This is a genomic window from Anaerocolumna sp. MB42-C2, assembly GCF_030913705.1.
GTDB lineage: Bacteria > Bacillota > Clostridia > Lachnospirales > Lachnospiraceae > Anaerocolumna.
In genome coordinates, this window is record NZ_CP133190.1 from 6,072,586 (window position 1) to 6,084,902 (window position 12,317).

Below are 12,317 nucleotides of genomic sequence, written 5' to 3' on the forward strand. Positions count from 1 at the left end.
GTTTGCAAAGTGAGAGAAATGCTATGAGTGTGATAATTCAAGAGAACATGTCAATTCAAAAAAAATTAGAGATATTATCAGATGCTGCAAAGTATGATGTGGCTTGTACTTCCAGCGGTGTTGACCGGAATGGAACCAGTGGTGCTATGGGGAATTCGGTGGCTTGCGGTATCTGTCATACTTTTTCAGCTGATGGAAGATGTATTTCTTTATTAAAGATATTATTTACCAACGAATGTATTTTTGACTGCAAGTATTGTCTTAACCGAGCTTCCAATGATATTGTAAGGGCTTCGTTTACTCCGGAAGAAGTCTGCACCTTAACGATGGAATTCTATCGCAGAAATTATATCGAGGGTTTATTTTTAAGTTCCGGTGTTTTGGTGACTCCGAATTATACAATGGAATTATTGTGTAATACGCTAAAGATGTTACGGGAAGTGCATCACTTTAACGGTTATATTCATTGTAAAGCAGTTCCCGGAGCAGACCCTTCGCTGATTGAGATGACGGGCTGGTATGCGGATCGTATGAGTGTTAACCTGGAATTACCCACAGCAGACGGGTTAAGGAATCTTGCACCTCATAAAAGCCGCAAGAATATATTAAGACCTATGAAACAGATTCAGCTTGGAAGAAATGAATCACTGGGTATTCATTCGTACACCCGGCTTCCCGCAGACAGAAATCAAAAGAGAATTTCAATAAATAATGATATTAATACATCAGGGATTTTACAGGGTAATGATTTAACGGATAGGAATACCATTGTGGCTAATACGAATTCTTCTGTTTTGGGGTTGGTGAACCGCCCTAAAACCAACAGGGGTTTTGTACCGGCAGGACAGAGCACCCAGATGATTATAGGAGCGACGCCGGAGAATGATTATCAGATTATATCCGTGGCGGAAGCATTATACCAGAAGTTTGATTTAAGACGTGTTTTTTATTCGGCTTATGTTAAGGTGAACGAAGATAGTTCCTTACCGGTTTTACTCCAGGGTCCGCCCCTGTTAAGAGAACATCGGTTATATCAGGCCGACTGGTTGCTCAGGTTTTATGGTTTTCAGGCTTCGGAACTGCTGTCCGAGGCAAGACCCAACTTTAACATATTAATGGATCCCAAGTGTAATTGGGCTTTAGGACATTTAGGACAATTCCCTGTTGAAGTTAACAGAGCAGACTATTACACCTTACTTAGGGTTCCGGGTATCGGAGTCAAATCAGCTGAACGAATTGTAAAAGCAAGACGAAATTGCAATCTGAGATTTGAAGATTTGAAAAAGATCGGTGTCGTTTTAAAACGTGCATTATACTTTATTACCTGCAGCGGTAAGATGATGTATCCTATTAAGCTTGAAGAAAATTATATTACAAATCAGTTAATCAGTATAAAAGAAAGACTTCCCTTGGGTATAGACGGCAGCAATTTATATAAGCAGATATCCTTATTTGATGATGTTAATTTTAACACTGTAAATAATTTGAGTTATAGGAGTCTATCTTTATGAATAAAAAAATTTTTCTATGTTACGATAGTATAGAGGGTATATTTACAGCTATATATGATGCCTGGAGCAGCAGATATGGACATGATAATGTTCGTATACAGGTACAGAATCCGGACGACTCTAATTTTAATATAGAACTTTTTACAGAATATATTTATGTAAAAGAAAGTGAAGAAAAAACTGAAAAGGTTGCAAGAGCAATTCGGGAGAAAATTTCACCGGAAGCATACGATATGGTTTGCAGTGCTGTATTTTCGGATGATTTACAAAAAGGAGATATGATCTATCGTTTTCTGATACTTGGGTTTTCTATGGGGGCGAAAGTTGTAAGTTGCTTAAGTAATGATGCGGTTCTAAATATTTTTAATTTAAATCGTAATGTTTTTAATGAATCGCATCACTTTCTCGGATTTCTTCGCTTCAAGGAAATAAAGAATCATATTTTATTATCCAAAATAAATCCTAAAAATGATATATTGCGGCTTATTGCACCGCATTTTTCAGACCGCCTTAATACCGAAGATTTTGTAATATATGATGAAAAAAGAAAAACAGCCGTAGTCCATCGAAGTGGGTTTTCCTGGATTTTTGTATCAGGCAGTGAATTTGATCTTGACAAGTTTGAGGAACGATCGGAACAGGAAGCAGAATTCCAGATGCTCTGGAAGACGTTTTTTGATTCAATAGCTATAAAGGAACGTATAAACGACAAATTGCAAAAAAATAATCTGCCGTTACGATTTCGAAGTAATATGCTGGAATTTAAAGATTAATAAACTTTTGTTGTCCATATGTACAGGAATATAGTTCATTTATATCATTGTATAAAGAATATAAAAAATTTTGTGATTGATTTAAAAGCGTTTCCTTTTATGTTATATTTATGAACGTGATAAAATGCATAATCTAAGGAATCAGTGAGATACTAAATGCGTAAAATTAAATATTTTATAGGAGGAGTATCCATGAAAAAAAGATTATATTTGTTAATGGCAGTTTGTTGCCTGACATTTCTAACTTTTACTGCTTGTACTACAAATGGTAACGGTAGCAATAATTCTGCAACAACTGACCAGAACACAACCAATGGTATCGGAAATACAACGACGGATACAACGGATACAACTGATGCAATTGGAGGAACCGGTACGACAAATGGTACAGGAACTACGAATGATACAGGAACTACTAACGGTACAGGAACGACGAATAATACAAGCGGAGCTTCTGATACAACAAACACAAAATAATGAATGATATTAGCAAACAACAAAAACGAGCAGAATTGATTTCTACTCGTTTTTAATTTATCAGATTTTGCGTTTTAATTAATTTATGATGTGTGGCAGCCTTATTTAAACATTGTGAATAACCTTACTTAACTGAGAGATTCTTCGGAGGTATGAATCGTATAAATTGCATACTCCTCTCCATCTTTAATTATAATTTGATCTAATTTCATACCCACACGTTCGGCAGTTTTAATTGAACGATTATTTGAAGTATTAATAACGGAGATAATATCTTTTATATTTAAGTTATCATAAGCATACCTTAATATAGAATGTAAGCATTCGGTGGCATATCCGCAGCCCCATTTGCAATAATCCAGCATATAACCCATTTCAATTACTTCTTTACCATTAATTATTGAATTTGTAAAACCGCATTTTCCCATAAGCTCCCCTGAATTTTTATCGAATATACCCCATAAACCATATCCGTAAAAATGGTAAACACTTTTTATATAAGACTTATGTTTTTCTATTTCTTCCTCCAAAGTATCAGATATCCCAGGTATATATTTTTTAACTTCTTCATTTTGATAGATTTGATACAAAGCTGGGATATCATCTACTGTTAGTTCTTTAATAATTAACCGGTTCGTTTCTGTAATAGTAACCGGTAAGTTTAAAGTATGCAAGTATATAGTTTTAATATACTTTGTATTAATTTCATCAAATCCTTCAATCAGATAAGAAGCGGATGAGAGATCCTGATTACCTGAGTGTTCATTTACAAATCCGATAACAGGCATACCGGCAGAATTTGCTGCACAAACTCCGTTATAGGAATCTTCGACTATAATACATTCATCCGGATTTACACCAAGTTCTTTAGCTGCTTTTAAGAAGATATCAGGTGCTGGTTTTGGATGTGAAACAGTAGTTCCGCTTATTAGTTTTGTAAAATATTCCTTTATACCAAAAGCTTCCGCCACAGCTGTAATTTCCTTAATCGTAGAAGAAGAAGCAATCGCTAATTTAATCCCGTTATGATACAGATCCAGTATTAAATCTTTAGTATAAGGTATTGGCTCGTAACCCTCCGTTTTAATTAAATTATTCAAGGTTTCCTTATAAACTTCATATAATTCAGCGGAAGATAAGGAGATATTATAATCCTTTATCATGGTTTCTAACATATGTATTGTGGTGGAGCCAATAAAACCATAACAATAGTCTATTGTAACTTGATACCCCAGACTTTGTAGAGCTAAAACTGCTGCTCTGGCATGTTGAGGTTCACTATCAACCAGCACACCATCCATATCAAAAATTACGGCTTTTAACAATGTGTTTACCTCCTGTTTATAAATATAATGCACCTATTATATCAGAAAAGCTGGGGAATGAAAACCCAGCCATCACTTGTGTCAGGAATATGAGTTGTTTTTACGTATATTGGAAACCGGAAATGGTTCGCAAATATTCTATAAAAATATAACTGCATATTCTCCACAAGAGTATCCTTTAATAATACTGCGTTTGGTTATTAAATCAGCTGAATTCATGACCGGTTTAATAATTTCTCATAATATAACCCGACTAAAAACCATGCCGGTGCGTAATCAAGGCGGATGAGTCCTTTATAATTTAATTTTGCTTTACTGTAATCCCAAGGGCATGCTCCGAATTTTTTTAACAGTCTTCCAGTTGAGAATTCTGCGATAAAAATAAAAAATGCATAAACACCTCCTCTTAAAAGAGCACTTTTGTCCTTCAGTTTTTTGCAAATAGGATTTAAAAAAGCTGCCATACCATAAATAGGAAACATCCATACAGAGGTACGGCATAGCAAAGTCTTATCTTCGTGTGTTAAGACAGAATGAAGTCCAGTCCAAAAGCATTCCATACACCAGCCGCTGAGACCGCATAATAAAAAATTACTTAAAAAACATTTTTTCATGGATTTAGTATAAGCGGAAGATGGAAAAACTATACACTGAATAAAGGATAGTGAAATTGAATACCATATCATGGCTCGAATGCCAGGATGCGTTGACAATCCTGCTTACTATGGTATAATATCGACAGATATTATACCGGTGCCGAACGGAGTGAGTGCACATAAACGCCACAAAGTGGCGCAGTACCATGGGAGCATGCGGACATGGTATAATTAGCGTCAATGATGAAAAGCATGAAGAAAATGGAGATAATAACGGATGGAGAAAGCAATCGTAAAGTTAAAAAAAGGGGAAGGAAGAACCCTCAAAGCAGGTGGTATGTGGGTTTATGATAATGAAATAGATACCATTACAGGTGATTTTGAGAATGGAGATATTATATATGTCCATGATTTTGACGATTATTATATGGGAAGCGGTTTTATCAATACCAAGTCAAAAATAACGGTCAGAATTATGTCAAGAATCAAAGGGCAGGAGATTGATGCGGAATTTCTCAGAAACAGGGTAAAAAATGCATGGGAATACAGGAAAAAAACCGTGGATACGGGCAGCTGCCGTATTATCTTCGGAGAAGCTGATTTTCTTCCGGGTATTGTTATTGATAAGTTTTCCGATGTTTTAGTGGTACAATCTCTGGCACTTGGAATTGACCGAATGAAAGATATCATTGTAGAGTTACTGAGAAACTGTCTGAAAGAGGATGGTATTAATATCCGGGGCGTATATGAAAGAAGTGACGCCAAAGTAAGAAGTAATGAGGGAATGGAACGAATCAAAGGTTTTCTGGGGGAACCCTTTGATACCAAAGTCCAGATAATCGAAAATGGCGTGAAATATATGGTTGATGTTGAAGAGGGTCAAAAAACAGGGTTTTTCCTTGACCAGAAATATAATAGGGAAGCAATAAAGAAAATTTGTCAGGGAGCCGAGGTATTAGACTGCTTTACCCATACTGGTTCTTTTGCTTTAAATGCCGGTTTAGCCGGTGCCAAAAGTGTACTTGGAGTGGATGCTTCCGAGATTGGAATTAAGCAAGCCGAAGAAAATGCAATTTTAAACGGGTTACAGGATACCGTTCATTTTAAATGTGAGGATGTATTTGAATTATTGCCGGAATTAGAGAAACAAAATAAAAAATTTGACGTAATAATCCTGGATCCGCCTGCATTTACAAAATCAAGAAATTCAATAAAAAATGCAATCAAAGGTTATCGGGAAATTAATCTTAGGGCTATGAAGCTAATTAAAGATGGAGGATTTTTAGCTACCTGCTCTTGTTCTCATTTTATGACACCGGAATTATTTGCGGAAACGGTAGGACAGGCTGCCAGAAATACGAGAAAACGGTTAAGACAGGTAGAATACAGAACCCAGGCGCCGGATCACCCGATTCTTTGGGCTGCCGATGAATCCTATTATTTAAAATTCTTTGTTTTCCAGGTATGTGAGGAAAGATAGGAGGTAAGTCATGACATATGAAGAGGCGTTACATTTTATAAAATCATCCGAGCAGTACGGCAGCGTATTAGGTTTGGAAAATATGAGAAAATTACTTAAGGAATTAGATAATCCTCAGGATAAGCTGAAATTCGTTCATATAGCAGGAACTAACGGCAAAGGTTCGACGGCAGCTTATATAGCCAATATACTGGCCTCAGCCGGGTATCTGGTGGGACGTTATATCTCTCCTGCCGTATTCAGTTATTTTGAGAAAATACAAATAACCGGTTTAAATAAACAGGTTAAAAAGAGTTCGTCTGTAAAAACTACGTACATCAATAATATTGAAGTTGCAAAATACATTAACCGTATTAAAGAGATATGCAGAGCGATGACGGAAGAAGGTTTTCCTCACCCAACCGTATTTGAAATTGAAACGGCTATGGCTATGCTTCATTTTGTAAAAGAAAAATGTGATGTGGTAGTACTGGAAGTTGGCTTAGGAGGCCGGCTTGATGCTACTAATGTTATTACTACAACAGAATGCGCGGTAATAACTTCGGTCAGTATGGATCACATGCACATCTTAGGAAACACATTAGAAAAAATTGCAGAGGAAAAGGCTGGAATTATTAAAGAAAGAATACCGGTTGTTTCTTATGATCAGGAGCCGGAAGCCAAGAAAGTGATTGAATCCGTCTGCAGGAAAAATCATTCTGCTTTAACAGAAGCTGATTTTAATAAAATACAGATAGAAACACAAAGCATAGAAGAGACTATATTTTCCTACGAGGGTTTTAAACATTTAAAAATCAGGTTGTTAGGTGAAAATCAGGTTAAGAATGCAGTATTAGCAGTATTAACGGCTGAATGTTTAAGAAATCTGGGATATTCTATTACCAATGAAAATATTCAGAATGGTTTAGAACATACTCATTGGAGAGGGCGTTTTGAAATAATAAAAAAGAAACCATATTTTATCATTGATGGCGCTCATAATGAAGATGCGGCTCTTTCACTGGAACAAAATATTAAATATTATTTTGGAAATAAGAAAATTATTTTTATTATAGGTGTTCTGGCAGATAAGGATTATGATTCCGTATTAAGACATACAGGGAAATATGCGGACAAAATATACACGATTACGCCGAATACAATACGTGGTCTGCCTGCTGATAAATTAGCCAAAACTGCTTTAAAATATAACTGCCGGGTATTTGATGCAGGTACTGTTGTACGGGCTGTTAAAATGGCTTATGAAACAGTGGGTGAAGAAGATGTTATAATCGCTTTTGGTTCCTTATCCTATCTTAAGGAGATTTGCGATGCGGCAGAGGTAGTTTTGTCATAAATGTACAAGGAGGACTTTATGGATGATAAAAAAATAGAAGAAGCAGTAAAACTGTTTTTAGAGGGAATCGGGGAGGATGTCCATAGAGAAGGCCTCTCCGATACACCTAAGAGAATTGCAGCGATGTGTAAAGAAATATTCGGTGGTCTGAATCAGGAAACAGATAAATTTCTGTCCAAAACTTTTTCTGCCGTAAATAACGAAATTATATTAGAAAAGGATATTACATTTTATTCTGTCTGTGAACATCATTTATTGCCCTTTTATGGTAAAGCACATATAGGATATATACCCGACGGTAAAGTGTTAGGACTCAGTAAACTGGCACGAACAGTAGAAACTTATGCACGCAGGCCTCAGATACAAGAGCAGCTGACAGCTCAGATCGCAGACGATATTATGAAATATCTAAAACCCAAAGGAGTAATCGTGTTACTGGAAGCGGAGCATATGTGTATGACAATGCGCGGGGTAAAAAAACCGGGAACATTGACAACTACGCTGCTTGGCAGAGGAGTTTTTGAAGATAATACAGAATTAAGGAATACATTTTTTCAACTGCTAAAATAAAATGTTCAACTGTCACCTTGAAATCCTTTGCGGGGTGTTAGAAAACATTTCGCTTTTTTGGTCAGTTTCGAGGTTAACTTATGAAACTCAAGGGAGTCATTATGATAATCGGAAATAAAAATTTTGATCTTAAAGAACATACTTATATTATGGGGATATTAAATGTTACCCCGGATTCTTTCTCTGATGGAGGTAAATACAATAGCATTATTGAAGCACTAAAACATGCTCAGCAGATGGTGGCCGAAGGGGTGCACATCATTGACGTCGGCGGTGAATCTACTAGGCCAAATTTTACGCAGATAACAGCAGAGGAAGAAATCAGCAGGGTTGTTCCGGTAATTAAAGAGCTCAAAAAGCAATTTAATATACCTGTTTCAATTGATACTTATAAAAGTAAAGTCGCTAAAGCAGCGATAGAAGCAGGAGCAGATCTTGTAAACGATATCTGGGGACTGAAATATGACAGTAATATGGCTGAAATCATACGCAGTTATGATGTGCCGGTCTGTGTTATGCATAATAGAAAAGTAGCAATTTATGAGAATTATCTGGAAGATGTAATCTCTGATTTAGAGGATAGTATTCAAATCGGACTTTCTGCAGGAATCAAACGTGAGAAATTTATTATAGATCCCGGTATCGGTTTTGGAAAGACGTATGAGATGAATCTTAAGTTATTAAATCATCTTGAGGAATTGCATCGATTAGAACTTCCCATTTTATTAGGTACCTCAAGAAAATCAGTCATAGGCCTCACACTGGATTTACCGCCTGAACAACGGCTGGAGGGTACAATTGCGACTTCGGTTATAGGAGTTATGAAAGGATGCAGTTTTATAAGGGTTCATGATATATTACCCAATTATAGAGCGGTAAAAATGGCGGAAGCGATACGGAGGGAACAGAAGGTATAATCAAGGAGCAATTTTAAGTTACGTATTCGTAACATATAGCAGCCATATCTTAAAGCAGGAAAGGAATTCAAGATGGATCAGATAAGGATAACAAACCTTGAAGTGTTCGGACATCATGGTGTTTATAAAGAAGAAAATGTACTTGGTCAAAAGTTTTTAGTCAGTGTTATATTATATGCTGACTTATGGAAAGCATCTTGTAAGGATGATTTAACGAAATCGGTTAATTATGGTGAGGTTTGCCATTTTATAAAACGTGAAATGGAAAAGTATACTTTTAAACTAATAGAAACTCTGACCGAACATCTTGCTAGGGAGATATTAATTCATTTCCCTGTTATAGAGAAAATTAATCTGGAAGTAAAAAAGCCCTGGGCACCCATACTGTTACCCATAGAAACAGTCTCGGTAGTTATGGAGAGAGTATGGCACAGGGCTTATTTAAGTATTGGTTCCAATCTTGGAGATAAGGAGCAAAACCTAAAAACCGCTGTAGAACTATTAAAAGCAGATAATTTATGTAAAGTCGGCAATGTTTCGAATTTTATTGTCACCGCACCGGTTGGAGGGGTTTGTCAGGATGATTTTCTAAATGGTGCTCTTGAACTTAAAACACTTCGTACCCCTTACGAACTATTGGAACTGATACATGAAATTGAAGCAACATTAAAACGGGAGAGAATTATCCATTGGGGACCTAGAACGATTGATCTGGATATACTCTATTATGACGATGAAGTTGTAAATGATAAGGATTTGATAATTCCTCACCCGGAAATAAAAAACAGGGAGTTTGTCTTAAAGCCACTGAATGAGATTGCACCCAATCACATTCACCCGATCTATAATATCACAACATACCAGATGCTACAGAAGTTAATTTAGTACAGGGGGCTGAAAAACAGAGACAGTATTATTTAGGCCAACAGGTATATAATAGGTGTCTTTGTCTTCAAAATCACGAAAGAATACCTTATTGCCTGCTATATGTATATTTTTATAATTTCCTTCCTTGATGTGCTGCGACTTCCCAGTGGTAAGGTCCATAACACCGATATGATTATTTTCATTGTCATCAACCTGATAGTATAGATATCTGCCATCCTCTGAAATATTATAAGTGCTGCATCTTTCTTCAATAAGGGGAGCATTATTTTTACCGTTTAATTCCATACGGTTTATAGAATAATTATTTGTGACGGACATATAATAGACATATTTTTTCTCAGTTTGAATTAAGATCGGGGCATAGACACCACCCTCATAAACGGTAGATATGCTGCCGTTTTTTAAATTCATGGAATATAGGTTATGATCTTTTTTCATCCCACTGTAATATAAAACAGAATCAGCTATCGTCATAGGAAGGATACCCTCATCCGACAATTTTTTTTCTCCGGCGCCATCTATACCTGTTTTATAAAATTTCAATCCATCTTCGTTGGTAAAATGCTGATAATATATGTTATTACCATACACGTTTAATAAACCGCATGGAGTGTCAGATAAACTTACTATATTTTTACCGTTTGATTTAATTCGGTACAAACCGGCATTTTTAAAAGCAAAAACACTCGGCTTACTCTTTTCTTTTTTATGATTTACACGGGAATAATAAATATAACTGCCCGCGGCATTAATATATTCCACTCTGTCATTATAAATCTTTTTATAATCCAGCATGTTTAAATTCATAGAATATAAAGTGCCATCATCTTCGGGATTACTAAAATAAATTCGACCGCTATTTTCGCAGAATATTCCTCCATTGAACAGATTACCGGCTGTATTGCCATAAGTGTGCTCTGAATTGTATTTCATTTTTATGGAATTTCGGTAAAATAAAACTATACAGACTGAAATAATAATGAGAATAAAAATAAGGATTATATTTTTAATAAGTTTCATAAAACCACCCTTTGGCATAACAAATGCCTCCTTTACTCAAATGAGAAATCTTCATGTTTAATTATAAAACTATTATGTATAATATGCAATGAATTCTTCTTAAGGATTGCATTAGGATACCAAAGTGTTATATAATTATGTGCAGAATAGAGTTTAAAACGAAAAGGGATAAAGGCTGCGAATTACATTCAATTACTTATATCCGGATCATAAATACGAAAACACCAGGAAAGAGGTTTATATGATTGATTTACAGCAAAGCAGGGAAGAAATTGATAAGGTAGATAAACAAATAGTAGATTTGTTTGAACATCGGATGCAGTTGGCAAAAGATGTCGCCGAATACAAAATACAAACAGGGAAAAAGGTTTTTGACAGAGAAAGAGAACAGGATAAACTTAAAGTTTTAAAGGAGTTGGCAGGGAATAATTTTAATCGGCACGGTATACAGGAATTGTTTACTCAGATAATGTCAATGAGCCGTAAATTGCAATATGGATTAATCAGTGAAGAGAGTTTTGTTAATCCATTTACTGAATTTGAAAAACTTCCAATTACTAAAGATACTAAGGTAGTATGTTTTGGAGTAAGGGGTTCCTATACGGAACAGGCTATGGAAGAGTACTTTGGATTGAATATCAACCGCAGTTATGCATCTTCTTTCAAAAAAGTTATGCAGGCTATCAAAGAGGAAGATGCCGATTATGGCGTACTTCCCATTGAAAATACCTCTACCGGCGGAATCTCCGATATTTATGATTTACTTGTTGAATTTGACAATTCAATTATTGGAGAACATGTTGTTAAAATCCAGCATGCTCTTTTAGGGCTTCCCGGAGCAAAAATTAATGATCTTCACACAATCTATTCTCATCCCCAGGGACTTATGCAGTGTTCAAGATACATAGAACATCATCCTTATATGAAACCTGTGGAGTGTACCAGCACAGCTGACAGTGCTAAGAAAGTATTGGAAGATAAGGATATGACCCAGGGTGCCATTGCAAGTAAACAGGCGGCAGCTTATTATGGACTGCAGATCCTGGAAGAAACAATTAATCATGAAGATACGAATTCTACTCGTTTTATAATCATTTCAAAAGATAAAAAGTATATAAAAAATGCCAATAAAATTAGTATATGTTTTGAACTCCCGCATGAGAGTGGTACGCTTTATAATATGCTTTCTCATTTTATATATAATAATTTGAATATGACAAAGATTGAATCCAGACCCCTGGAGGGAAAAGTATTTGAGTATCGTTTCTTTGTGGATTTTGAAGGAAATTTAAATGATGCAGGTGTAAAAAATGCATTATTCGGAATTCAGGAAGAAGCTATGTGTTTAAAAATATTAGGAAGTTATAAATCGATTTAAATCTTCATACAATTTTCAAATAGTAATCACAAAGTAGACATAATTT

General features: G+C 35.6%; 12 protein-coding genes. 9 read left to right on the forward strand and 3 right to left on the reverse strand.

Translation table 11 applies throughout. The features are described from left to right. Positions 1–23 precede the first annotated feature (23 nt). The 3 genes from RBU59_RS26890 to RBU59_RS26900 all read left to right on the forward strand — a co-directional run bounded on the left by RBU59_RS26890 (position 24) and on the right by RBU59_RS26900 (position 2,761). Positions 24–1,511, forward strand: coding sequence for a putative DNA modification/repair radical SAM protein (locus RBU59_RS26890; protein WP_308145543.1), 1,488 nt, complete (start codon positions 24–26; stop codon positions 1,509–1,511). Beyond that, positions 1,508–2,284, forward strand: a complete 777-nt coding sequence (locus tag RBU59_RS26895; protein ID WP_308145544.1) for a TIGR03915 family putative DNA repair protein — start codon at positions 1,508–1,510, stop codon at positions 2,282–2,284. The genes RBU59_RS26890 and RBU59_RS26895 overlap by 4 nt, the downstream gene beginning before the upstream one ends. 192 nt (positions 2,285–2,476) lie before the next feature. Beyond that, positions 2,477–2,761, forward strand: a complete 285-nt coding sequence (locus RBU59_RS26900) for a hypothetical protein (RefSeq protein WP_308145545.1) — start codon at positions 2,477–2,479, stop codon at positions 2,759–2,761. A 128-nt stretch (positions 2,762–2,889) separates the two neighbouring features. Here the strand turns inward: RBU59_RS26900 and RBU59_RS26905 are convergent, their stop codons facing one another. Beyond that, a complete protein-coding gene (locus tag RBU59_RS26905) occupies positions 2,890–4,086 on the reverse strand; it encodes a GNAT family N-acetyltransferase (RefSeq protein ID WP_308145546.1) in 1,197 nt (398 codons plus the stop codon). 215 nt (positions 4,087–4,301) lie between these two features. After that, complete coding sequence (locus RBU59_RS26910) at positions 4,302–4,700, reverse strand: putative ABC transporter permease (RefSeq protein WP_308148649.1); 399 nt, start codon at positions 4,698–4,700, stop codon at positions 4,302–4,304. A 259-nt stretch (positions 4,701–4,959) separates the two neighbouring features. On the opposite strand from RBU59_RS26910, the gene RBU59_RS26915 reads away from it, so the two are divergent. The 5 genes from RBU59_RS26915 (at position 4,960) to folK (ending at position 9,870) form a co-directional block, all read left to right on the forward strand. Beyond that, complete coding sequence (locus RBU59_RS26915) at positions 4,960–6,162, forward strand: class I SAM-dependent rRNA methyltransferase (protein ID WP_308145547.1); 1,203 nt, start codon at positions 4,960–4,962, stop codon at positions 6,160–6,162. Between the two features lie 10 nt (positions 6,163–6,172). After that, positions 6,173–7,498 (forward strand): bifunctional folylpolyglutamate synthase/dihydrofolate synthase, encoded by a 1,326-nt coding sequence (locus tag RBU59_RS26920; protein ID WP_308145548.1) that lies wholly within the window; start codon positions 6,173–6,175, stop codon positions 7,496–7,498. Positions 7,499–7,516: 18 nt separating this feature from the next. After that, positions 7,517–8,068 carry a GTP cyclohydrolase I FolE gene (folE, locus tag RBU59_RS26925; RefSeq protein WP_308145549.1) on the forward strand — a complete coding sequence of 184 codons (552 nt, stop codon included), beginning with the start codon at positions 7,517–7,519 and terminating at the stop codon, positions 8,066–8,068. A gap of 101 nt (positions 8,069–8,169) precedes the next feature. Beyond that, entirely contained in the window at positions 8,170–8,985 is an 816-nt protein-coding gene (gene folP / locus RBU59_RS26930; protein WP_308145550.1) for a dihydropteroate synthase, read from the forward strand. A 72-nt stretch (positions 8,986–9,057) separates the two neighbouring features. Beyond that, complete coding sequence (gene folK, locus RBU59_RS26935) at positions 9,058–9,870, forward strand: 2-amino-4-hydroxy-6-hydroxymethyldihydropteridine diphosphokinase (RefSeq protein WP_308145551.1); 813 nt, start codon at positions 9,058–9,060, stop codon at positions 9,868–9,870. Here the strand turns inward: folK and RBU59_RS26940 are convergent. After that, positions 9,862–10,911: a DUF5050 domain-containing protein gene (locus RBU59_RS26940; protein WP_308145552.1), complete on the reverse strand. Its 1,050-nt coding sequence runs from the start codon at positions 10,909–10,911 to the stop codon at positions 9,862–9,864. The genes folK and RBU59_RS26940 overlap by 9 nt on opposite strands. A gap of 223 nt (positions 10,912–11,134) precedes the next feature. On the opposite strand from RBU59_RS26940, the gene pheA reads away from it, so the two are divergent. Beyond that, complete coding sequence (gene pheA / locus RBU59_RS26945) at positions 11,135–12,271, forward strand: prephenate dehydratase (protein ID WP_308145553.1); 1,137 nt, start codon at positions 11,135–11,137, stop codon at positions 12,269–12,271. Positions 12,272–12,317: the final 46 nt, after the last annotated feature.

Excerpts from the sequence above, each read along its gene's own strand:
- RBU59_RS26890 (WP_308145543.1), top strand. The coding sequence starts at position 24 with ATGAGTGTGATAATTCAAGAGAACATGTCAATTCAAAAAAAATTAGAG.
- RBU59_RS26895 (WP_308145544.1), top strand. The coding sequence starts at position 1,508 with ATGAATAAAAAAATTTTTCTATGTTACGATAGTATAGAGGGTATATTT.
- RBU59_RS26900 (WP_308145545.1), top strand. The coding sequence starts at position 2,477 with ATGAAAAAAAGATTATATTTGTTAATGGCAGTTTGTTGCCTGACATTT.
- RBU59_RS26910 (WP_308148649.1), bottom strand. The coding sequence starts at position 4,700 with ATGAAAAAATGTTTTTTAAGTAATTTTTTATTATGCGGTCTCAGCGGC.
- RBU59_RS26915 (WP_308145547.1), top strand. The coding sequence starts at position 4,960 with ATGGAGAAAGCAATCGTAAAGTTAAAAAAAGGGGAAGGAAGAACCCTC.
- RBU59_RS26920 (WP_308145548.1), top strand. The coding sequence starts at position 6,173 with ATGACATATGAAGAGGCGTTACATTTTATAAAATCATCCGAGCAGTAC.
- folE (WP_308145549.1), top strand. The coding sequence starts at position 7,517 with ATGGATGATAAAAAAATAGAAGAAGCAGTAAAACTGTTTTTAGAGGGA.
- folP (WP_308145550.1), top strand. The coding sequence starts at position 8,170 with ATGATAATCGGAAATAAAAATTTTGATCTTAAAGAACATACTTATATT.
- folK (WP_308145551.1), top strand. The coding sequence starts at position 9,058 with ATGGATCAGATAAGGATAACAAACCTTGAAGTGTTCGGACATCATGGT.
- RBU59_RS26940 (WP_308145552.1), bottom strand. The coding sequence starts at position 10,911 with ATGCCAAAGGGTGGTTTTATGAAACTTATTAAAAATATAATCCTTATT.
- pheA (WP_308145553.1), top strand. The coding sequence starts at position 11,135 with ATGATTGATTTACAGCAAAGCAGGGAAGAAATTGATAAGGTAGATAAA.